This is a genomic window from Pseudomonas sp. GM84, from assembly GCF_000282535.1.
In the GTDB taxonomy this organism is placed as follows: domain Bacteria; phylum Pseudomonadota; class Gammaproteobacteria; order Pseudomonadales; family Pseudomonadaceae; genus Aquipseudomonas.
Genome location: NZ_AKJC01000166.1, coordinates 20459 through 42495, shown reverse-complemented (window position 1 = coordinate 42495; position 22037 = coordinate 20459). Strand labels below are relative to the sequence as shown.

Below are 22037 nucleotides of genomic sequence, written 5' to 3'. Positions count from 1 at the left end.
GGCACGTTGCAACAAATGTAGGAGCGAGCTTGCTCGCGATGCGCCGCGCGGGCGGCGCTCGATCTCAAGGGCGCTGCAACACCCAAGACAAGCGCCCGCAGCCAACACAAAAAAAGGAGAGCCTAAGCTCTCCTTCTTCTTCAACCACTAGCCATCAGCCAATGGTCATCAGGCTGGCGTTCCCCCCCGCCGCAGCGGTATTCACACTCACCGCCCGCTCGATCACCAGCCGCTCCAGGGCAATCTGATGATCCCCGCTGGACAGCCCATGCACGCCAACAATCGCCCCGGCACGCTTGGCCACCTGCTGGCAAACGCCGCGCAGCTGGTCCGAGTCGCCATGGTGGATCACGGCGTCGAACGCCACTTCATCCTTGTTCCAGTCCGCCACCAGCTTGACCTTGGCCTGCAGCTCCTTCGGCAGGCGGCTGCGCAGGGCTTTGCCTGGCTCGCCATCGACCCACACAGCCGAGCTGCCGACTGCCAATACAGCGGCGAACTGCGCGAGCAGGTCAGCCTCGTTGTCGGCCAGGCACAGCACGTGCTCGCGCGGCAGGATGGTGTAGCTGTTGCGCTCACCGGTAGGGCCTGGCAGCAGGCGGGCGATGCCGCTCTGCGACTGGCCGGCGAACTGGCTGCACAGGGCGGCCAGGTCGGCTTGCTGGTTGCTCTCGGCCCAGGCCTTGAGGCTGTGCAGCGGCTTGACCAACTGCTCGTGCAGGGTGCGGTCTGGCTTGCCTTCGCCATCCTGCAGCTGGAAGTGGCGGCCAATCGCGTCGGCCGGGCGGGTCGACAGCAGGCGGTACAGGTACAGCGGGCCACCGGCTTTCGGGCCGGTGCCGGACAGGCCTTCACCACCGAACGGCTGCACGCCCACCACCGCACCGACGATGTTGCGGTTGACGTACATGTTGCCGGCGTTGGCGGTTTCCACGACCTTGGCGATGGTCTCGTCGATGCGGGTGTGCACGCCGAGGGTCAGGCCATAGCCGGAATTGTTGATCTGCTCGATCAGCTGGTCGAGGTTGCGGCGGTTGTAGCGCACCACGTGCAGCACCGGGCCGAAGATCTCGCGCTTGAGCTCGTCGAAGCTTTCCAGCTCGATCAGGGTCGGCATGACGAAAGTGCCGCGCTTGACCTCGGCAGCATCGGCGATGGCCACCTGGTAGACCGAGCGACCTTTCTCACGCATGCCCTGGATGTGCTTCTCGATGCCGGCCTTGGCCTCGGCGTCGATCACCGGGCCGATATCTACGGCCAGGCGGTCCGGGTTGCCCAGGCGGCTTTCGGCCATGGCACCCTTGAGCATCTCGATCACGCGGTCGGCGGAGTCTTCCTGCAGGCACAGCACGCGCAGGGCCGAGCAACGCTGGCCGGCACTGTCGAAGGCCGACGACACCACGTCGATCACCACCTGCTCGGTCAGCGCCGAGGAGTCGACGATCATCGCGTTCTGGCCTCCGGTTTCGGCGATCAGCGGGATCGGGCGACCCTGGTTGTCCAAGCGCCCGGCGACATTGCGCTGCAGCAGGCGAGCTACCTCGGTGGAACCGGTGAACATCACACCTTTGACGCGTTCGTCACCGACCAGGCCGGCACCGACGGTTTCGCCGCGCCCTGGCAGCAGTTGCAGCACGCCTTGCGGAATGCCGGCTTCGAGCAGCAGGCGCACGGCCTGGGCCGCGATCAGCGGCGTCTGTTCAGCAGGCTTGGCCAGTACCGGGTTGCCGGCGGCCAGCGCAGCGGCCACTTGACCTGTGAAGATCGCCAGCGGGAAGTTCCACGGGCTGATGCACACCACCGGGCCCAGCGGGCGGTGGGCGTCGTTGCTGAAGTCGTTGCGTGCCTGCACCGCGTAGTAGCGCAGGAAGTCCACCGCTTCGCGCACTTCGGCGATGGCGTTGGCAAAGGTTTTGCCGGCCTCGCGGATGAGCAGGCCCATCAGCGGCTGGATCTCGGCTTCCATCAGATCGGCGGTGCGCTCCAGAATGGCGGCGCGCTCGGCGGGCGGGGTGGCCTGCCAGATCGGGGCGGCGTTCAGCGCGCACTGGATGGCGTTGTCGACGTCGGCGACCGTGGCTTCCTGGACGTGACCCACCACGTCGCGAAGGTCGGCCGGGTTCAGCACCGGCGCGGCAGCGGCTTCGCTGGCGGCGCAGGCCAGCAGCGGGGCGGCTTTCCAGTCGTTGTGAGCGGTGGCCAGCATGGCGCAGGACAGCGACGCCAGGCGATGTTCGTTGGCCATGTCGATGCCGGCCGAGTTGGCCCGCTCGCTGCCGTACAGGTCACGCGGCAGCGGAATGCGTGGGTGCGGCAGGCCAATGCTGCCTTCCTGGGTGCCCATGCGCTCGATGCTGGCGACCGGGTCGGCGACCAGTTCCTGAATGGAGATCGAGTGGTCGGCGATGCGGTTGACGAACGAGGTGTTGGCGCCGTTTTCCAGCAGGCGACGGACCAGGTAGGCCAGCAGGGTTTCGTGGGTGCCGACCGGCGCGTACACGCGGCACGGGCGGTTCAGCTTGCCTTCGGACACTTTGCCCACGACTTGCTCGTACAGCGGTTCGCCCATGCCGTGCAGGCACTGGAACTCGTACTGGCCGGGGTAATAGTTCTGGCCGGCGATGTGGTAGATGGCCGACAGGGTGTGGGCGTTGTGCGTGGCGAACTGCGGGTAGATGGCTTCCGGTACTGCCAGCAGTTTGCGGGCACAGGCGACGTAGGAAACGTCGGTGTACACCTTGCGGGTATACACCGGGTAGCCTTCCAGGCCTTCAACCTGGGCGCGCTTGATCTCGCTGTCCCAGTACGCGCCTTTCACCAGGCGAATCATCAGGCGGTGGCGGCTGCGCTTGGCCAGGTCGATCACGTAGTCGATCACATACGGGCAGCGCTTCTGGTAGGCCTGGATGACGAAGCCGATACCGTTCCAGCCGGCCAGCGACGGCTCGAAGCACAGGCGCTCGAGCAGGTCGAGGGACAGCTCCAGGCGGTCAGCCTCTTCGGCGTCGATGTTCAGGCCGATGTCGTACTGCTTGGCCAGCAGGGTCAGCGACAGCAGGCGCGGGTACAGCTCTTCCATCACGCGCTCGTACTGGGCGCGGCTGTAACGCGGGTGCAGGGCCGACAGCTTGATCGAGATGCCCGGGCCTTCATAGATGCCACGGCCGTGGGAGGCTTTGCCGATCGAGTGGATCGCCTGCTCGTAGGAGGCCAGGTATTTCTGTGCGTCGTGCTCGGTCAGTGCCGCTTCGCCGAGCATGTCGTAGGAATAGCGGAAGCCCTTGGCCTCGAAGCGGCTGGCGTTGGCCAGGGCTTCGGCGATGGTTTCGCCGGTGACGAACTGCTCGCCCATCAGGCGCATGGCCATGTCGACGCCCTTGCGGATCATCGGTTCGCCGCTCTTGCCGATGATGCGGGTGAGCGAGGAGGTGAGGCCGGATTCGTTGTGGGTGGAGACCAGCTTGCCGGTCAGCAGCAGGCCCCAGGTCGCGGCGTTGACGAACAGCGAGGGGCTGTTGCCCAGGTGCGGCTGCCAGTTGCCGGTGCTGATCTTGTCGCGGATCAGCGCATCGCGAGTGCCTTTGTCCGGGATGCGCAGCAGCGCCTCGGCCAGGCACATCAGGGCAACGCCTTCCTGGGACGACAGCGAGAATTCCTGCAGCAGGCCCTGAACGATGCCGGCACGGCCGCCGGCGCTCTTCTGGTTGCGCAGTTTTTCGGCGATGCCCGCGGCCAACTTGTTGGTCGCTTCAGCCAACGGCGCGCTCAGGCGCGCCTGTTCCAGCAGCATCGGCACGACTTCCGGCTCAGGGCGGCGGTAGGCGGCGGTAATGGCGGAGCGCAGTACCGACTGGGGCAGGATGCTCTCGGCAAACTCCAGGAAGCACTGGTGAGCGTGATCCGCTTGTACTTCGCCAGCGTCGTCGACCACGCTGCTGGCATGACCGTTGAGTTCGGTCAGGGTGGCACCACCCTCGAGCTTCTCCAGGTAATTGAAGATTGCTTGCTTGATCAACCAGTGCGGCGTGCGGTCGATGGACTGCGCTGCGGCCTTGAGTCGCTCGCGGGTCGGGTCGTCAAGTTTGACCCCAAGGGTGGTCGTCGCCATTTCTTATCCTCATTATTGGCCATCGGTCGTGGCCTAAGCTGGCATCAAGAGTATCTGTAGGACAATTCGGGTGCAACCAGGTGCAACCCGAATTTTTGCGGTTTCAGGTGCAACTCGTCTGGCGACATTTCTTACTCTTGAATTAGAGGCTTTCTATTGCTTTTTCTGATGGGAGTGCTGTCCTTTGCTCAAAAATTGAGCAAAAAATCGACATTGCCTGAAATCGCACAGGTGGGTGCAACTTGCAAATGAAAAATGGTTGCACCTGCTTCCGGTTGTTGCATAGGATTCGCCGCCTGGGTGCAACCGGCTGATTACGGTTGCGCATGAGATAAAAACAAACGCCAGGGCACAAGCATGGGCAATCCACTAACGATCACCTTTGTGATCTACATCGCGGCAATGGTGCTGATCGGCTTCGCCGCCTACCGCTCCACCAACAACCTTTCCGACTACATCCTGGGCGGGCGTAGCCTGGGGAGCGTGGTCACCGCGCTTTCCGCCGGTGCTTCCGACATGAGTGGCTGGCTGCTGATGGGTCTGCCGGGCGCTATCTACTTCTCCGGTTTGTCCGAAGCCTGGATCGCCATCGGCCTGACGGTCGGTGCCTACCTCAACTGGCTGTTCGTTGCCGGCCGCCTGCGCGTGCAGACCGAGCACAACGGCGATGCGCTGACCCTGCCGGACTACTTCTCCAGCCGCTTCGAAGATACCAGCGGCCTGCTGCGGATCATCTCGGCCATCGTCATCCTGGTGTTCTTCACCATCTATTGCGCTTCCGGCATCGTTGCCGGTGCCCGTCTGTTCGAGAGCACCTTCGGCATGCCTTACGAGACTGCGCTGTGGGCGGGTGCCGCGGCGACCATCGCCTACACCTTCGTCGGTGGTTTCCTGGCGGTGAGCTGGACCGACACCGTGCAAGCCTCGCTGATGATCTTCGCGCTGATCCTCACGCCGATCATCGTGCTGATCTCCACCGGCGGTTTCGACACCACCTTCCTTGCCATCGAAGCGCAGAACCCTGCCAACTTCGACATGTTCAAGGGCGCGACCTTCATCGGCATCATCTCGTTGATGGGCTGGGGGCTGGGCTATTTCGGCCAGCCGCACATCCTGGCGCGCTTCATGGCCGCCGATTCGGTGAAGTCGATCGCCAACGCCCGCCGCATCTCCATGACCTGGATGATCCTGTGCCTGGCCGGCACCTGTGCGGTGGGCTTCTTCGGTATCGCCTACTTCTCTGCGCACCCTGAGCTGGCGGGCCCGGTCACCGAGAACCGTGAGCGCGTGTTCATCGAGCTGGCGAAGATCCTGTTCAACCCGTGGATCGCCGGTGTGCTGCTGTCGGCCATTCTGGCGGCGGTAATGAGCACCCTGAGCTGCCAGTTGCTGGTGTGTTCCAGTGCCCTGACCGAGGACTTCTACAAGGCATTCCTGCGCAAGAATGCTTCCCAGGGTGAGCTGGTCTGGGTCGGTCGTCTGATGGTGCTGGCCGTGGCCCTGATCGCCATCGCCATGGCCGCAAACCCGGAAAACCGCGTGCTGGGCCTGGTGGCCTACGCCTGGGCTGGCTTCGGTGCCGCCTTCGGTCCGGTGGTGCTGATTTCGGTGCTGTGGAAGGGCATGACCCGTAACGGCGCACTGGCCGGTATCGTGGTCGGCGCACTGACCGTGATCCTGTGGAAGCAGATCGATACCTGGGGCCTGTATGAAATCATCCCGGGCTTCCTGTTCGCCAGTATCGCCATCGTGCTGGTGAGCAAGCTGGGCAGCCCGTCCAAGGGCATGGTTCAGCGTTTTGAAACGGCTGATGCGGCGTATCACGCCGACAAGTAACCGCTGAAGACGTTTCGGCCTGCCGCGCGAGCCCTGCAGGGTTCGCGCGGCAGGCCGTGCTGTTACAGCGAGAAGTTCAGGCGGGTGGCTTCGAACACACCTGCTTCCCTTGGGCGGATCACGGCTTCGTAGTTCCCGGGTACGCAGTTGTTCAAGGTGATCTCCCACGCTTCGCTGCCGGTGCTGGATACCACGATGTTGTCGGTGCTGCCGTCTGGCCTGGTCAGTTCGACCACGGCCGTGTAGGGCGCGTTGATGACGCCCAGCGTGCCGTTGAGGCGAGGGACGGAAGCGCTAGTGTCGAGCTTGATGGAAGCTTTCATTGCAGGTACTCCTGAGTGGGTGGAGGCAGGAGTGTCGCCAGTGCGAATGAATGAAGGGATCTGGAATTACCCCCTGCTTTTTGCGCTGCCAATCGGCTGGTGCACCTGACTCCGCTCCTGTGACAAGGTAAACTTGTCGCCCCCGCAGGAGTTTCCATGAACTATCGTCACGCCTTCCACGCCGGCAACCACGCCGACGTCCTCAAGCACATCGTGCTGACCCGCCTCATCGCCCTGATGTCGCGCAAGGAGCAGCCGTTCGCCTACATCGATACCCACGCAGGCCTTGGTCTGTACGACCTGCAAGGTGACCAGGCGACCCGTACCGGTGAATACCTGGAAGGTGTCGCGCGCCTGTGGAATCGTGATGACCTGCCCGCGATGGCTGCCGATTATCTGCGCATCATCAAGCGCCTCAATGCCGATGGGGAGCTGCGCTACTACCCGGGCTCGCCTGAGCTGGCTCGCCGCCTGATGCGCCAGCAAGACCGCGCGTTGCTGAATGAAAAGCACCCTGAAGACGGGCCGCTGCTCAAAGAAAACATGAAGAAGGATCCACGCGTAGTGGTCCATCTGGGCGAGGGCTGGCACGTGCCGAGGGCGCTGCTGCCGGTGCCGGAGAAGCGCGCGATCATGCTCATCGACCCGCCGTTCGAACAGGCGGATGAGCTCAAGCGCTGCACCACATCGATGAAAGAGGCGATCGGCCGCATGCGCCAGACTGTCGCGGCCATCTGGTACCCGATCAAGGATCAGCGCTCGCTGACCCGCTTCTATCAGGACCTGACCAGCACTGGCGCGCCCAAGCTGTTGCGGGTCGAGCTCTATGTGCATCACCAGGACAGCCCGCAGGGCCTCAATGGCTCGGGCCTGGCCATCGCCAACCCGCCATGGGGGCTGGAGGAGGAGCTCAAGGAGCTGCTGCCCTGGCTGGCCAAGGAGCTGGCGCAGACTGCGGGCAGCTACCGCATGGACTGGCTGATCGCCGAATAAGCGGTTGTCCCTTCTGGCCCTGTCGCCGGCAAGCCGGCTCCCACAGGTATGGTGCTGCTCCTGGAGGTAGCGCCGTACCTGTGGGAGCCGGCTTGCCGGCGATAAGGCCAGTTGGAATTCTTTGCGTTATAATCTCGCCCTTTAGCCGCCACCCGCCTACGAGGCCGCTGGCGCATCTCTACCGAATGAAGAGGCTAAACCCTTGGCATTGACGATTCTTGGCCTGTCCGGCGCCCTTAGCCATGACCCTTCCGCGGCCCTGTACATCGACGGCAAGCTGATTGCCGCCGCCGAAGAAGAGCGCTTCGTGCGTGACAAGCATGCGAAGAACCGCATGCCCTACGAGTCGGCGAAGTTCTGCCTGGAGCAGGCAGGTATCAAACCGTCCGATGTCGACGTGGTCGCCATCCCGTTCGCGCCCATCAGCCTGTTCGGCAAGGCCCGCTGGCACTATGCCAAGCGTTACTGGTACGCCCCGGACCGCGCGCTTGACGCCATCCTGATGGGTAACCGCCGCTACAAGCGCTACCGCAAGAAGATCGTCTGGTGCCTGGAGCAACTCGGCTTCGACCCGAAAAAGGTCAAGATCGAGCCGGTCGAGCACCACCTGGCCCACGCATCCAGTGCTTACCACTGCTCGGGCTTCAAGGAAAAAACCGCGATCCTCGGCATCGACGGCAAGGGCGAGTACGCCACGACCTTCTTCGGCTACGGCGAAAACGGCAAGATCCACAAGATCAAAGAGTTCTTCGACCCGGATTCGCTGGGCGGCCTGTATGGCGCGATCACCGAGTTCCTCGGCTTCGAAATGCTCGACGGCGAGTTCAAGGTCATGGGCATGGCGCCTTACGGTGATGCCAGCAAATATGACTTCTCGCGTCTGGCCAGCTTCGAGAACGGCGAACTGGTGATCAACACCGAATACGCCAACGTGATTGGCCTGCGCCGCTATAAAGAGAAGGGCAAGGGCTTCTACTTCTCGCCGAAGCTGATCGAATGGCTGGGCCCCAAGCGCGAAGGCGATATCGCCGACGAGCCGTACATTCACTATGCGGCGAGCATGCAGGCGCTGTTCGAGAAGCTGGCCCTGCAGATGATCGACCACTACCTGGGCGATACCCTGCGTGAAACCGGCAAGCTGGCCTTCGCCGGCGGCTGCGCGCTGAACGTCAAGCTCAACCAGAAGATCATCGCCCGTTCCGACGTCAAGGAACTGTTCGTCCAGCCGGCCTCCGGCGACGCCGGTACTGCGGTCGGTGCCGCGGCCTACGTGTCTCACGCCCGTGGCGTGCCGGTCGAGAAGATGGAACACGTCTACCTCGGCCCGTCGTACTCCAACGAGGACGTGATCGCGGCCTGCGCCCGTCACCCGAACCAGCCGAAGTGGCGCAAGCTCGACAACATGCCGCAGCAGATCGCCAAGATCATGGTCGACGGCAACCCGGTGGCCTGGTTCCAGGGTCGCATGGAGTTCGGCCCGCGTGCGCTGGGCGGTCGTTCGATCATCGGCTGCCCGAGCGTTGAAGGCGTGGCTGACCGCATCAACCACCAGATCAAGTTCCGCGAGCGCTGGAGACCTTTCTGCCCGTCGATGCTCGACACCGTCGCCCCGCAGATGATCAAGGTCGATCACCCGGCGCCGTTCATGACCTTCACCTTCGAAGTGGCTGAAGAGTGGAAGACCCGTGTGCCCGAAGTGGTCCACGAAGACGGCACCTCGCGTGCCCAGGTGCTCAAGCGCGAGTACAACCCGCGCTACTACGACATGATGAAGGCGCTGGAAGACCTGACCGGCAACGGCGTGTCGCTGAACACCTCGCTCAACCGCCGTGGCGAGCCGATGATCTGCTCGCCGACCGATGCCTTGAACATGTTCTTCGGCTCGGACCTGCAGTACCTGATCATGGAAGACATCCTGGTCGTGAAGGACGGCGCAGCCGCGTATGACCAGCCGCTCTGAACAGCGTGTCCTGCAGTTCTGCCATGGCTATGACGGGCCGTTCCTCGACTGTGCCCGTCAATACGCCAGCCTGTTTCAGGGTAGTGGCTACAAGGTCACCACGGTCTTTCTCACCGGCGCCAGCGACCCGCAGGTCGCGGCCGGCTGCGCCTCGGACGAGGTGCTGTTCCTGGAGTTCAGCTCCAAGGCCGTGCGCGGCCTGAAGCTGGGTGCCATCCGCGCGCTGCGTCGGATCGCGGCCGAGCGCCATTTCAGTTTCTGCATCGCTCACCGGTTCAAGCCGATCTATGTGGCCTTGCTGGGCACCAACCTGCCAGTCATTGGTGTGCACCATGCCTTTGGTGACTACCAGCGCAAGGGGCGGCGGCTGTTCGCCAACCTGTTCAGCAAACGGTTGAGCCTGCTCGGCGTGTCCGATGCGGTGCGTGACGACATGCGCCGTTGCTTGCCGCAGTGGCCCGCCGAACGTATCCAGACCCTGTACAACCGCATCGACATCGAGGCGCTGCAAGCAGCGTTGGTGCCTCGTGCCGAAGCGCGTCAGGCCCTGGGGCTGGACGCACAGGCCTGGGTCGTCGGCAACGTCGGCCGCCTGCATCCAGACAAGGACCAGGCCACCTTGCTACGTGGCTTTGCCCAGGCGCTGCCAACGCTTCCTGCCGGCGCACGCCTGGCGATCCTTGGCAAAGGGCGTCTGGAAGACAAGCTCAAGGCGCAGGCCGCAGAGCTGGGCATCGCCGGGCAGGTCGACTTTCTTGGCCAGGTGCCCGATGCCCGGCGCTACTTCCAGGCGTTCGACGTGTTCGCCCTGAGCTCCGACCATGAGCCGTTCGGCATGGTCCTGCTCGAAGCCATGGTCGCTGGCGTGCCGCTGCTGGCCACTGCCTGCGGCGGTGCCCGCGAAGTGGTCGAGGGTGTCGGCATGCTGTTCCCGCTCGGTGATGCCGGGCAGTTGGCGCAGGGCCTGAAACACATGGGCGAGCTGGATGCGCAGCAGCGCGAGGCATGTGCCACGCACATGCTGCAGCGCCTGCACCGGCGGTTTTCCGACCAGGCAGTACGCGAGGCCTTCTGGCAGCTGCCACAAGTTCGCGCGTTGGTGGCGCAGGCGTGATGCTCAATCATATTCAGGCCTTCCGCGAACGCGGTTGGCAGGTCATCGATGCAGCCGCCTATGCCGAAGCCTGGGCGCGCTTTGGTGGCAGTGTCGCGACGCATCCATTGGTGATCGAACAACTGGCCGATCTTGCGCAGATCCCCGTGCGCTACCTGGGCTGGCATCAGTCGGGTGAACTGAAGGCTGCCATTCCTGCCTGGGGGCGTCATCTGGCACTGTCCAAGGAAGTGCTCAAGCGCGCCGGCAAGAAAGGGCTGTTCGATCTGGGCAATGCCGAACTCATTCTGCCGGCCGCCGCCGATGCCGCTGCCCCCTTGCGCCATGCCGGGCGCTACCTGTCCGAACTGAACCAGGGGCGCTTCACCGGCCTCAAGGTGCAGAAAGAACAGTTGGCCATGGCCAGGGCGCACGAAGACCTGTCGAAAAAATTCCGCTACAACCAGCGCCGCGAATTGCGCCTGCTGGAAGAGGCGGGCGGCGTGGTGCGCCCGATCAGCGACTTCAGCAGCAGCGAAATCGCAGTGATGTACTGCGACCTGTTCCAGCGCCGCTGGGGCTTCCCCGCTACCGGTGCGGAGCGTATGGCCGATGTGCTCGAGCGCCTGCGCGAGCTGTTGATCGGCTCGGTGCTGCTGCTTGACGACAAGCCCATCGCCATTCAGTTGGTGTATCGGGTCGAAGCCCCAGAGTGGATCAGCGTCGAATACGTCAACGGCGGCGTCGACCCTGAAACCAAAGCCTTCAGCCCCGGCAGCGTGCTGAGCTTCCTCAATACCCAGGCTGCCTGGGAGGACGCCCGCGCGCGCAACAAGCCGCTGCGGTTCTCGTTCGGTCGTGCCGATCGCGAGTACAAGGACCGTTGGTGCAACCCTGTGCCGGTGTTCCAGGCGTGAGTCGCAAGCAGCAGTTGCTCAAGCGCCACCGGCGCAACAAGCGCCTGGGCCTGCTTGCGGGTCTGGTCGCACTGGTCTGCCTCGGGGTATTTGCCTGGTGGTGGCTGCCGCTGTTGCTGCTGCCGTTGCTCTGGGCCGCGCATGAGGCTTGGTTCGCCGATCACCTGTTCTATGCGCCGAATGAAGACTACGCCTATCGCTTTGGCGAGCAGACCCGTGAAGGCGCGGTCAGCTGGCGTGACGGGCAGCTCAAGGCCGACGCCCTGCTGCAAGGGAATGAAACACTGATTCTCGAAATGCGGGTGAAAAGCGGGTGGCTGGGGCGTTTCCTTGATCCTTGCGTGCAGCTGCTGGCCGACTCGCAAAGCGATCGCCAGACGTTCGAGCGTGGCGTCGACGGGGTGCGCTTTCTCAACCTGACCGGCCTGGCCGCGCCGCTGCAGGCAGGTACGTTGCGCGTGCGGGGTCGCCATTGCCGGTTATTGGGTGAGCCGCGTCTGTGGATCACGCCCAGCGTCGAGTTGCAGCGTCGCCGCGTGATGGTCATCGCCCCGCATGCCGATGATGCCGAACTGGCTGCCTACGGCTTGTACAGCCAGTCTGACGAGACTTGGGTGGTGACCCTGACCGCCGGCGAAATCGAGGCCGAGCACTATCAGCAGATGGGGTTGGGCAAGGCCGAGGCTGCACGCCTGAAAGGCCGCCTGCGCGCCTGGGACAGCATTGCCGTACCGCGCTGGGCCGGCGTGCCGGAGGCGCGTTGCCTGCAGTTGGGCTATTTCTGTCTGCAACTGCCGGCCATGCAGGCCGCGCCGGATGTACCTGCGGCCTCCCGCGAGGCCGAGATGGCCGATATCCGCCCATTCCGTCAGTTCAATCCGTTCACGCTGCCGGGCGATAGCGATGGTGCGCCGACCTGGCACAACCTGCTGGCCGACCTCCGTGCGCTGCTGACATTGGCCAGGCCAGAGGTGCTGGTCATGCCACACCCGCAACTCGACCCGCACCCTGACCATATCTGCGCCCAGGCAGCCGTGCTCGAGGCCTTGCAGGGCCTGGAATGGCAGCCACAAACGCTGCTGTGCTACGCCAACCACCTGCATGACAACGACCGCTGGCCGATGGGTGACAGCGGTGATGGCGTGGCCCTGCCGCCGCAGATGACGGCCGACCAGGCCTGGGCGCCATGCGCGCTGGTGCTGGACCTGCCGACCCAGCGCGACAAGGCCATGGCCTTGGGCATGATGCACGACCTGCAGCCTCCGGCACCGTTCAAGCGCCGTTTGCGTCGCCTGCTGCAGCGCTGGCTGGCCGGGCGGCGGCCGTCGCCTTACGGGGAGAACGAGTTCTTCCGCAAGGCCGTGCGCCGCCATGAACTGTTCTGGCGCCGTGAGCTGTAAAACAATGCCCATGGTTGACCGCGATGGCGCAGAGCGCCCAAGGAAAGCAATGAAAGTCCTATTTCTGGTGCAGAAGGAACAGCGGGCGATCCTCGATCGCCTGTACGACGGCGTCGCGGCCAACTGCGAATGCGACTTGCGCTGGTTGACCAGCGAAGACCAGCGCAACCTGCGCCGCTACTTCAAGCGCGAAGTGCAGGTCGAGCGCTATGACCGCATCGTCTTCTTCCTGCGCTTCAAGCAGGAAATCCGTCAGGTCGCATTCATCCGCACGGTGCCGAACCTGGTCATCCTCGAGCACGACGCGTACCAGAACTACATCCCTTGCAAATACACCGGCAAGTTCAGCGCCCACTACCGCAAGCTGCCGTGGGCGCGGGTCATCAGCTCCGGCCACATGGTCAGCGAGCGCCTGCGTCAGGAAGGTTTCGACGCAGTATTCGTGCCCAAGGGCTACGATGAACAACTGCTCACCGACCAGGGTCGCGAGCGTGATATCGAGCTGGCCTTCGTCGGCAGTACCAACAGTGTCGCCTATAGCGGGCGCAAGGCGCTGCTGGACGAACTGGGGCGGGTGGAGAACCTGGTGGTTACCCGTACCAAGTCGGGTGAGGACTACTGCAATACCCTCAACCGCATTCGATTTTTCGTCAGTGCCGATGTCGGCATGGGCGAGTACATGATCAAGAACTTCGAAGCCATGGCCTGCGGCTGTGTGCTGCTGGCGTTCGATCAGGGCGAAGAGGAAAATCGCGCCCTGGGCCTGCAGGACATGCACAACGTGGTGTTCTACGACAGCATTCCTGCACTGCAGGCGAAACTGAAAACCTTGCGCGGCGATCCTGCGCTGGCGCGGCAAATTGCTGAAAACGGGCGCCATTTGGCAATTTCTCGTTTCAGTTTTGCCGAAGTTGGCCGTAGCATCGTCGACCATATGCGCCCGGCACTGAGGCCGCATCCACCCCTGTCTGCATGGCAGCGGTTGCGGTTGAAGTTGGGTTTTTAACCAACAGAACTTTCGTGCTCACGGACCGGGAACGGGAAGTCGATTGTCGCAACGCGGAGGGAGTCCGGTGCGCTTTTCTGAAGAAAGTGATGTCACGCTTGTCGTGACCAGCTGCGGTCGATTCGACCTGCTCAAGCATACCCTTGAGAGTTTCGATCGCTTTAACACCGCGCCGATACGTGAAGTGTTCATTACCGAAGACTCGGGTGACGATGCCGTGCACGGTGCCGTGCCCGAGCATTGGAAACCGTATTGCACGGTATTCGTCAACCGCCCCAAGCTCGGGCAGTTGGCGTCCATCGACCTGGCCTACAGCCGGGTCAAGACGCCCTACATCTTTCATTGCGAAGATGACTGGCAGTTCTACCGCCAGGCATTCGTGGAGGACTCCCGGGCGGTCCTGCAGGAGCGGCCCGAACTGCTGCAAGTCTGGTTGCGCAGCTACGCCCACGACTTGGCCATCCACAGCCCCTACATTCACTTGGGCGATCGCCAGGTGGTGGCGGGGGTGCCGTGCTACCCGCTGCTGTCCGAAAAAGCCGAGTGGCAGGCGTTTTCGCTCAACCCAGGCTTGCGTCGCCTCAGTGATTATCAGCGTTGTGCGCCTTTTGCCGCCTATGCTGGTGAAAAGGCGCTTTCCCGTCGCTATGCTGAGTTAAATCTTACAGCCGTGACGCTGGAAGGTGATGCAGTGTTGCACACTGGGTTTGGCAGCCACGTAACCTTGCCTGAAGAGGTTCAGCGCAAGGCCAAACGGCGCCAAAGGGATCGGGTAAAGCTGGCATTGACGCTGCTTATGGGTGCCTTGGTAGGCATGGGAATATCACTATTTGTTCACTGAATTCGCTGTCCCACCTGGCTTGAGCGGGAGAGGGGCACTATCCCCATGAACATCGTCAACATGATGTGGGCTGGCGGTTCGCCATACATGTCCATCCATCAGGTTCACCGGCAGGTGCTGTCGCACGCTGGCGCAGATGCTCGCATCAGTAACTGGCTGCTGCTGGGCAGTGGCTTGTGCTGTGGGTTGGGCTCCACGCGCGAATGGCACATGCCGCAGCGGGCGCTGAAAGGACGGCATCTGTGGCGCCTGTTGCGGCCGTGGTTGCGCATGCGTCTGCGCAAGGCGCTGGCCGAGGCCGAGGTCGATGTGCTGCTGCTGGATGGTGTCGGCGTTGCCCGCCTGGTGCTGCCATTGCTGCAGCAGATTCCTGACGTGCGGGCCAAGGTGCTGTTCCATGGTCGGACGCGTTTGAACGCCAGTGACATTCGCCTGTTGCGCGAACTGCCTGCCGAACGCCTGAGCATCGCAGCGGTTTCGCAGACGCTCGCTCAGGCGCTGGAGCAGGATCTCGGTCGGCCGGTTCAGACACTGCGTATCGCCCTTGAGCCAGAAGCTTTCCGTCGATCCTTGATGAGCCGCGAACAGGCGCGACTGGCCCTGGCCTTGCCGCAAACCGACGGCCAGGTGCTTGGCGCCGTGGGCCGGTTGGTGGAGAGCAAGGGTTTCGAGATCTTGATCGACGCGTTCGCCAAAGGCGCTGCCCGGCATCCGCACATGCACCTGGCGATCATCGGTGACGGTCCGTTGCGCGCGGATCTGCAGGCGCATGTCTATGCACTGGGGCTGAGTGACCGCGTGCACTTGTGCGGCCACCGCGATGACCTGCGACAGCTGTACTGTGCGTTCGACTGGTTGCTGGTGCCATCGCGCGCCGAGGGCCTGGGCCTGGTGGTGCAGGAAGCGGTGATGGCCGATGTGCCGGTCATCTGCAGTGACTTGCCGGTGTTTCACGAGCAGCTCGAAGGGGCTGGTTGCTACCTGCCGGTTGGCGACATGGACGCCTGGGCCGAAGCGATAGCGCGCTGCGATGCACTCGGCGCGGCGACCTTGGCCGCCCGGCAGCGTCAGGCTCTGGCGCCGGAAGCGGCCTGGCGGGCCTTCCAGAATGGCTCGGCGAGCCTGCTGCGCGGCTGAGGTTCAGCGCGCCAGCAGGGCCGCCTCGAAGTCGGCGAGGGGGAAGCGGTCGCCAAGTTTCTCGCGCTCGATGTAACGTACCATGTGCTGCACATTACGCCGGATCATGCGTGCGGAAAGGGGCGGGCGCAGGAAACGCATGTCCGCCACGTCGATCAGGCCAAGGCGCTCATCAGGCGTTACCACCACATTGCCCAGGTGCAGCGAGCGGAAGTAGATGCCGCTGCGGTGCAGTTGGCGGATCAATTCGATCAGGCGGGGCAGGTAGGTGGCCCAGCTGAAGTCGGCATCGCGAGACATCTGCAACAGCGTGCGCCCGGGAAGCGGGCGGTACAGCACTGCAGTTCGGCCTGGCAGGTCGAGCTTGTGCTGGCTGATCACCTGCAGCGTGGGAATGCCCATTTGCGCGAGGCGCGCAGCATTGTCGACGAAACGCTGGGAGTAGGGGCGAAGCAGCGCAGATGAAATCAAACGTTTACGACGAAAAACCTTGAGGAAATTGCCATCCTCGAGCAGGTAGACTTTGGCACCATAGCTGTCTGCCTCTAGAACCTGGGCGCCACGTGTCAGCTGATCGAAGTCGACCTGGTTGAGCGGGGAGCATTGCATGAATTGAGCCTTGTCGTCTGGCGATCAAAATGACGGCAATAATGCCGAAAATAATGCGGTAGCACCATGATGGTGTCTTTGATTGACCGGGGGAATGAATGTTGTACGAAAAAAGCTGGGCACGGGCCTGGTTGGGTTTTGGTCTGGTCTGGTTCATTGCTGCGATTGCATTGGCGCCTAGCAACAAGGTCTATCAACAGGGTCTGGTGGTGTTCTTGTGGTTGCCGACGCTGGTCGTGGCCTGGTCTGCCCGCGGCGTGTTCATGGAGGCCTGGCGGCGCCAGCCGGCGCTATGGGGGGCACTGCTGGCGTTGATGCTGTGGGCAGGGCTCAGCTTGTCCTGGTCAACAGGTGAGGAGCCTGGGCGGGAGGTCAAGCGCCTGGTGTACATCCTGGTATTCCTGATGGCGTTTCCGTTGCTGGCCCAAGCCGGCCTTGTGCGGATCCGCCACTTGCTGCAGCTGGGTGGCGGCTTGCTGGCCGTCGCCGCGCTGATCTCCATCATCAACTTCTATGTCGTACTGGGCATCCCGTTGATCGGGCGGCTGGAAGGCATTGGCGAAATTTCCCACCCGATTCTCGGCGCCTACGTGGTGGGGGCCGCGATACTGATGCTGCTCTATCAGGTACCTCGCAAGCGCGGTGCGCAGCTTGCCTGGTTCCTGGCATTGGCGTGCCTGGGGACGTATGTCTTGCTCAGTCAGAGCCGTGGTGCGTCGCTGGCGCTGGTGCTCACCGCCGTGCTCGCGCCGCTGTGGTTCCGTGACCGCCACAGCCGGCTGATTGCAATTGCGGCGATGCTCGCCTCTGGCTTGGCCTTCTACATGCTCTACGAGGATCTGACAGCTCGTGGCTCCTCGTTCCGCCCGGAAATTTTCGGGTCGGTGCTGCAGATGATTGGCGAGCACCCTTGGACCGGGCTGGGCCTGGGCGCAGAGTACAAGGTGAGTGCGGCGGGCATGCTGTTCGATCACTCGCACAACATGTTTACCCATGTCGCCATGGAGCTGGGCCTCCCGGGCATGCTGCTGTGGATCACGGTGTGGTTGTTCACGTTGGGCGAAATCGTTCGCGCCCGGGATACCGTGCTCGGCAAGATCCTGCTCGCGTTGTGGGTTTACTCCACCATGGCCATGCAGTTCGATGCCGCCAGCCTGACCGGGACACCGCGTGCCGAGTGGTTCGTCAGCTGGCTGACGGTCGGCCTGGCCATGTTGTTACCCTGGGGGCGTGCCGAAAATGGCGCCTGTGGTAAAATTTCCGGTTCAACCTGAACAGCGAGCTCGATGATGGCCGAAACACCGCTACCGGCGGAGCACACCTCCAGCCTGAAGATCTACTTCCGGCTGCTGAGCTACGTGAAACCCTATGTCGGCATTTTCCTGCTGAGCATCATCGGTTTCGTGATCTTTGCCTCGACCCAGCCCATGCTGGCCGGGATTCTCAAGTACTTCGTCGATGGCCTGAGCAACCCCGAAGCGGTGTTGTTCCCCAACGTGCCGTACTTGCGCGACCTGCAGCTGCTGCAGGCGGTGCCGCTGCTGATCATCCTGATCGCCGCCTGGCAGGGGCTGGGCTCTTTCCTGGGTAACTACTTTCTGGCCAAGGTCTCCTTGTGCCTGGTGCACGATCTGCGCGTCGAATTGTTCAACAAACTGCTGGTACTGCCCAACCGCTACTTCGACAACCACAACTCCGGGCACCTGATCTCGCGCATCACCTTCAACGTGACCATGGTCACCGGCGCCGCTACCGACGCGATCAAGGTGGTCATCCGCGAAGGCCTGACCGTGGTGTTCCTGTTTGCCTACCTGCTGTGGATGAACTGGCACCTGACCCTGGTGATGGTGGCCATCCTGCCGGTGATCGCGGTGATGGTCAGCGTTGCCAGCAAGAAATTCCGCAAGCAGAGCAAGAAGATCCAGGTGGCCATGGGTGATGTCACCCACGTCGCTTCCGAGACTATCCAGGGTTACCGCGTGGTCCGCAGCTTCGGCGGCGAGGCTTACGAGCAGCAGCGCTTCGGTCGCGCCAGCCAGAGCAACACCGACAAGCAACTGCGCATGACCAAGACCGGTTCGCTGTACACGCCGATGCTGCAGCTGGTGATCTACAGCGCCATGGCGGCGCTGATGTTCCTGGTGCTGTTCCTGCGCGGTGAGTCCACCGCCGGCGACCTGGTGGCCTACATCACCGCGGCGGGCCTGCTGCCCAAGCCGATCCGCCAGCTTTCGGAAGTCAGCTCGACCATCCAGAAAGGCCTGGCCGGTGCCGAGAGCATCTTCGAGCAGTTGGACGAAGAGCCCGAGATCGATACCGGCACGGTCGAGAAAGAGCGGGTGCAGGGGCGCCTCGAAGTGCGCAACCTGAGCTTCACCTACCCTGGCACCGAGCGCGAAGTGCTGCGCGATATCAACTTCGTTGCCGAACCTGGGCAGATGATTGCCCTGGTGGGGCGCTCGGGTAGCGGCAAGTCGACCCTGGCGGCGTTGATCCCACGCTTCTACCACCACAACGAAGGGCAGATTCTGCTCGATGGTGTGGAAATCGAGGACTACCGCCTGCGCAATCTGCGCAAGCACGTGTCGCAGGTGACCCAGCATGTCACCCTGTTCAACGACACCGTGGCCAACAACATCGCCTATGGTGACCTGGCCGGCGCGCCGCGCGCGGACATCGAAGCGGCGGCAGCCGATGCCTATGCCAAGGAGTTCGTCGACCAGTTGCCCAAAGGCTTCGATACCGAGGTTGGCGAGAACGGTGTGCTGCTTTCCGGCGGCCAGCGCCAGCGCCTGGCGATTGCCCGGGCCTTGCTGAAGAACGCACCGTTGCTGATCCTCGACGAGGCGACCTCGGCCCTGGACACCGAATCCGAGCGGCACATCCAGGCCGCCCTGGACCACGTGATGCAAGGCCGTACCACGCTGGTGATCGCTCACCGCCTGTCGACCATCGAGAAGGCCGATCTGATTCTGGTCATGGACCAGGGTCGCCTGGTGGAGCGTGGCACCCATGCCGAGCTGCTGGCTGCCAATGGCCATTATGCCCGCCTGCATGCCATGGGCCTGGATGAGCCGGCCAAGGCCGATATCACCTGAGTCCTCTGTGATCGGGGCCTGCGGCCCCGATTGTCACCGGAATTTTCCAGGGTCGATCTGGCCATAAAGCCGTCGTCTACCCTGTGCTAATATCCTGCCCCTGTTCATTATTTTCATATGGGTTGCCCATGAAGTTATCCATGCCGCGTTTCGATCAAGCCCCGGTATTGGTGGTCGGCGATGTCATGCTCGACCGCTACTGGCATGGTGGTACTTCGCGTATCTCGCCGGAAGCGCCAGTGCCGGTGGTCAAGGTCGATCAGATTGAAGATCGCCCAGGCGGCGCGGCCAACGTTGCCTTGAACATTGCCGCGCTGGGTGCACCGGCTTCGCTGATCGGCGTTACCGGTCAGGACGAGGCCGCCGACAGCCTGGCCAACAGCCTGCAGGCCGCCGGCGTACGTTCGGTATTCCAGCGTATCGCCCACCAGCCGACCATCGTCAAGTTGCGGGTCATGAGTCGCCACCAGCAACTGCTGCGCATCGATTTCGAAGAGCCGTTCGCCACCGACCCGCTGTCGCTTGGCACGGAAGTCGACAGCCTGCTCGAAGGCGTCAAGGTGCTGGTCCTGTCCGACTACGGCAAGGGTGCGCTGAAAAATCACCAGAGCCTGATCCAGGCCGCGCGTGCCAAGGGCATCCCGGTGCTGGCCGATCCCAAGGGCAAGGATTTTTCGATCTACCGTGGCGCCAGCCTGATTACCCCGAACCTCAGCGAATTCGAAACCATCGTCGGCCGCTGCGCCGATGAAGCGGAATTGGTCACCAAGGGCCTGCAACTGCTGCAGGACCTTGACCTGGGTGCGCTGCTGGTGACCCGTGGCGAGCATGGCATGACCCTGCTGCGCGTCGGCCAGCCGGCGCTGCACCTGCCGGCCCGTGCCCGTGAAGTGTTCGATGTGACCGGTGCCGGTGATACCGTCATCTCCACCTTGGCGGCTGCCATCGCGGCCGGTGAAGACCTGCCTCATGCGGTGGCCCTGGCCAACCTGGCTGCGGGTATCGTGGTCGGCAAGCTGGGTACTGCGGCCATCAGTGCGCCTGAACTGCGCCGTGCAATACAGCGCGAAGAAGGTTCCGAGCGTGGTGTGCTGGGGCTGGAGCAACTGCTGCTGGCCATCGACGACGCGCGTGCGCACAACGAGAAGATCGTGTTCACCAACGGTTGCTTCGACATCCTGCATGCCGGGCATGTGACCTACCTGGAGCAGGCCCGTGCCCAAGGTGATCGGTTGATCGTTGCGGTCAACGACGACGCTTCGGTCAGCCGCCTGAAAGGGCCGGGTCGGCCGATCAACAGTGTCGACCGGCGCATGGCTGTGCTGGCGGGGCTAGGGGCGGTGGACTGGGTAATCAGCTTCCCGGAAGGTACCCCGGAAAACCTGCTTAGCCAGGTCAAGCCGGACGTGCTGGTCAAGGGCGGTGACTATGGCATCGACCAGGTGGTCGGGGCCGATATCGTCCGCGCCTACGGCGGTACGGTGAAGGTGCTGGGGCTGGTCGAGAACAGCTCGACCACGGCGATTGTCGAGAAAATCCGCAAGAACTGAGGTAGCTGGGGCCGCTGTGGGAGCGGGCTTGTCCCGCGAAAGGGCCGGCCCTGACGTTAGAGGTGCATGGCCAGGGCTTCGCCCTGGTTCGCGGGGCAAGCCCGCTCCCACATACAAGCCCTCCCGCAAGCTCGCTTGTACAAAGAACTCCCAGGCTACTTGTGCAGTGAGGTACGCGCCCGCTCCAACAGCGCCCGCGCCTTGTCGCCAAAACGCTGCAGGTGTGAAGCCGGCATAGCCTTGCGCTCCACCAGGCCCTGCTGCTTCACCCAGTCCTTCCAGCGAATACGCTCCTCCGCGACCACCCAACCGTTCTGCCGGGCAAAGCTCTCGGCCAGGTAAAGCCCGCGGGTGCTCGCCGGCACCAATTCGTCCTTCTTCAGCGTATACAGCTCGGCCAGTGGCTGGCCGTCCTGCAGTGGCATCAGGTACAGGTCTGGCCGCTTGCGGTTGAGGCGCGCAACCAGTTGGCCGCCTTCGAGGCGTTCGTCGACGTGGAACAGGCTCAGCTTCTTCGCCTCCCGGGGCACTTGCAGGCGCATGTCGTAGATCAACTGCAACGATGCGGTAGGCAGGTGCACATAGGCTCGCGGGCGCTCCAGCAGGGTCAGGTTGCCGCAATGCACGGGCCGGGCAGCGCCCGACTGCGGCGTCAGCACGAACGGCAATGCCTCGCGGTAATGCAGGGCTGCGGCGTAGGGAGCCGGCAGCCAGGTATCGTTGAAGCGCCCACCCAGCCAGCCTTCCGGAGTCTCCAGCAAGCATTCCTCCGCCACTTCCTGCACGGCGGTATGCAGCGGCAGGTTGAGCTCCTGGGCGGGGACATAGCCAGAAATCAGCTTCAGCACCACATCGCCGCGGTCCTGGCGGCGTTGCCGTACCAGCACCCAGTAGTCACGCTGCTGCCAGTGCAAGGTCAAACGCACCGAGACACCCAGGTTGGCCAGTTCCACCACGAAACGCTGGTTGTCGGGCAGCTGGATGGCCCGGCGCCGCTGCTGGGTCTGGGCAAAGTTCAGCGGCATCCCGATGCTTTGGTAGACCAGGCCCTCGGCGGTGGCTTCGACATGCAGCGGCAGTGTCTTGAAGTTGCTCGGGTTCTTGCGAATCAGAGTACGCGGCACGAGGCTCCTCCTTGCGTCGGGTCAGTCTCCAGGCCCTAGGGG

At 63.2% G+C, this 22037-nt stretch carries 16 protein-coding genes; 12 read left to right on the top strand and 4 right to left on the bottom strand.

All coding sequences use genetic code 11. The features are described from left to right. Positions 1-154: 154 nt before the first annotated feature. Complete coding sequence (gene putA / locus PMI38_RS14140) at positions 155-4108, bottom strand: trifunctional transcriptional regulator/proline dehydrogenase/L-glutamate gamma-semialdehyde dehydrogenase (protein WP_008095089.1); 3954 nt, start codon at positions 4106-4108, stop codon at positions 155-157. Between the two features lie 357 nt (positions 4109-4465). Here putA and putP point away from each other — a divergent pair, with 357 nt between their 5' ends. After that, positions 4466-5944, top strand: coding sequence for a sodium/proline symporter PutP (gene putP / locus PMI38_RS14135; RefSeq protein WP_008095087.1), 1479 nt, complete (start codon positions 4466-4468; stop codon positions 5942-5944). A 62-nt stretch (positions 5945-6006) separates the two neighbouring features. On the opposite strand, the gene PMI38_RS14130 is transcribed toward putP, so the two are convergent. After that, positions 6007-6267 (bottom strand): hypothetical protein, encoded by a 261-nt coding sequence (locus PMI38_RS14130; protein ID WP_008095085.1) that lies wholly within the window; start codon positions 6265-6267, stop codon positions 6007-6009. Between the two features lie 156 nt (positions 6268-6423). On the opposite strand from PMI38_RS14130, the gene PMI38_RS14125 reads away from it, so the two are divergent. The 8 genes from PMI38_RS14125 (at position 6424) to PMI38_RS14090 (ending at position 15614) form a co-directional block, all read left to right on the top strand. Next, the gene (locus PMI38_RS14125) at positions 6424-7260 is read left to right on the top strand and encodes a 23S rRNA (adenine(2030)-N(6))-methyltransferase RlmJ (RefSeq protein ID WP_008095083.1); all 837 of its coding nucleotides are present in this window, start codon (positions 6424-6426) and stop codon (positions 7258-7260) included. Between the two features lie 202 nt (positions 7261-7462). Continuing rightward, positions 7463-9220, top strand: coding sequence for a carbamoyltransferase family protein (locus PMI38_RS14120; RefSeq protein ID WP_008095081.1), 1758 nt, complete (start codon positions 7463-7465; stop codon positions 9218-9220). After that, on the top strand, positions 9204-10334 hold the full coding sequence (locus PMI38_RS14115) for a glycosyltransferase (RefSeq protein WP_008095079.1): 1131 nt from the start codon (positions 9204-9206) through the stop codon (positions 10332-10334). The genes PMI38_RS14120 and PMI38_RS14115 overlap by 17 nt, the downstream gene beginning before the upstream one ends. Continuing rightward, complete coding sequence (locus PMI38_RS14110; protein WP_008095078.1) at positions 10334-11230, top strand: antimicrobial resistance protein Mig-14; 897 nt, start codon at positions 10334-10336, stop codon at positions 11228-11230. The genes PMI38_RS14115 and PMI38_RS14110 overlap by 1 nt, the downstream gene beginning before the upstream one ends. Further along, positions 11227-12630: a PIG-L deacetylase family protein gene (locus PMI38_RS14105; RefSeq protein ID WP_043273636.1), complete on the top strand. Its 1404-nt coding sequence runs from the start codon at positions 11227-11229 to the stop codon at positions 12628-12630. Before PMI38_RS14110 ends, PMI38_RS14105 begins: the two co-directional genes overlap by 4 nt. Positions 12631-12679: 49 nt before the next feature. Next, the gene (locus PMI38_RS14100; RefSeq protein WP_008095073.1) at positions 12680-13636 is read left to right on the top strand and encodes a glycosyltransferase family protein; all 957 of its coding nucleotides are present in this window, start codon (positions 12680-12682) and stop codon (positions 13634-13636) included. A 67-nt stretch (positions 13637-13703) separates the two neighbouring features. Then, complete coding sequence (locus tag PMI38_RS14095) at positions 13704-14477, top strand: glycosyltransferase family 2 protein (protein ID WP_008095071.1); 774 nt, start codon at positions 13704-13706, stop codon at positions 14475-14477. A 45-nt stretch (positions 14478-14522) separates the two neighbouring features. Then, entirely contained in the window at positions 14523-15614 is a 1092-nt protein-coding gene (locus PMI38_RS14090) for a glycosyltransferase (protein WP_008095069.1), read from the top strand. A gap of 3 nt (positions 15615-15617) precedes the next feature. On the opposite strand, the gene PMI38_RS14085 is transcribed toward PMI38_RS14090, so the two are convergent. Further along, positions 15618-16223 carry a hypothetical protein gene (locus PMI38_RS14085; protein WP_008095067.1) on the bottom strand — a complete coding sequence of 202 codons (606 nt, stop codon included), beginning with the start codon at positions 16221-16223 and terminating at the stop codon, positions 15618-15620. Positions 16224-16321: 98 nt separating this feature from the next. Here PMI38_RS14085 and PMI38_RS14080 point away from each other — a divergent pair, with 98 nt between their 5' ends. The 3 genes from PMI38_RS14080 to hldE all read left to right on the top strand — a co-directional run bounded on the left by PMI38_RS14080 (position 16322) and on the right by hldE (position 20871). Further along, complete coding sequence (locus tag PMI38_RS14080) at positions 16322-17497, top strand: O-antigen ligase family protein (RefSeq protein ID WP_008095066.1); 1176 nt, start codon at positions 16322-16324, stop codon at positions 17495-17497. A gap of 15 nt (positions 17498-17512) precedes the next feature. Then, positions 17513-19321: a lipid A export permease/ATP-binding protein MsbA gene (gene msbA, locus PMI38_RS14075; protein ID WP_008095063.1), complete on the top strand. Its 1809-nt coding sequence runs from the start codon at positions 17513-17515 to the stop codon at positions 19319-19321. A 128-nt stretch (positions 19322-19449) separates the two neighbouring features. Then, a complete protein-coding gene (hldE, locus tag PMI38_RS14070) occupies positions 19450-20871 on the top strand; it encodes a bifunctional D-glycero-beta-D-manno-heptose-7-phosphate kinase/D-glycero-beta-D-manno-heptose 1-phosphate adenylyltransferase HldE (protein WP_008095061.1) in 1422 nt (473 codons plus the stop codon). Positions 20872-21026: 155 nt separating this feature from the next. Here the strand turns inward: hldE and PMI38_RS14065 are convergent, their stop codons facing one another. Then, a complete protein-coding gene (locus tag PMI38_RS14065) occupies positions 21027-21995 on the bottom strand; it encodes a hypothetical protein (protein WP_008095060.1) in 969 nt (322 codons plus the stop codon). Between the last annotated feature and the right edge of the window lie 42 nt (positions 21996-22037).

Bases quoted from the DNA above. Each gene is read 5' to 3' on its own strand.
- putA (WP_008095089.1), bottom strand. From the start codon at position 4,108: ATGGCGACGACCACCCTTGGGGTCAAACTTGACGACCCGACCCGCGAG.
- putP (WP_008095087.1), top strand. From the start codon at position 4,466: ATGGGCAATCCACTAACGATCACCTTTGTGATCTACATCGCGGCAATG.
- PMI38_RS14130 (WP_008095085.1), bottom strand. From the start codon at position 6,267: ATGAAAGCTTCCATCAAGCTCGACACTAGCGCTTCCGTCCCTCGCCTC.
- PMI38_RS14125 (WP_008095083.1), top strand. From the start codon at position 6,424: ATGAACTATCGTCACGCCTTCCACGCCGGCAACCACGCCGACGTCCTC.
- PMI38_RS14115 (WP_008095079.1), top strand. From the start codon at position 9,204: ATGACCAGCCGCTCTGAACAGCGTGTCCTGCAGTTCTGCCATGGCTAT.
- PMI38_RS14110 (WP_008095078.1), top strand. From the start codon at position 10,334: ATGCTCAATCATATTCAGGCCTTCCGCGAACGCGGTTGGCAGGTCATC.
- PMI38_RS14100 (WP_008095073.1), top strand. From the start codon at position 12,680: ATGAAAGTCCTATTTCTGGTGCAGAAGGAACAGCGGGCGATCCTCGAT.
- PMI38_RS14090 (WP_008095069.1), top strand. From the start codon at position 14,523: ATGAACATCGTCAACATGATGTGGGCTGGCGGTTCGCCATACATGTCC.
- PMI38_RS14085 (WP_008095067.1), bottom strand. From the start codon at position 16,223: ATGCAATGCTCCCCGCTCAACCAGGTCGACTTCGATCAGCTGACACGT.
- PMI38_RS14080 (WP_008095066.1), top strand. From the start codon at position 16,322: ATGTTGTACGAAAAAAGCTGGGCACGGGCCTGGTTGGGTTTTGGTCTG.
- msbA (WP_008095063.1), top strand. From the start codon at position 17,513: ATGGCCGAAACACCGCTACCGGCGGAGCACACCTCCAGCCTGAAGATC.
- hldE (WP_008095061.1), top strand. From the start codon at position 19,450: ATGAAGTTATCCATGCCGCGTTTCGATCAAGCCCCGGTATTGGTGGTC.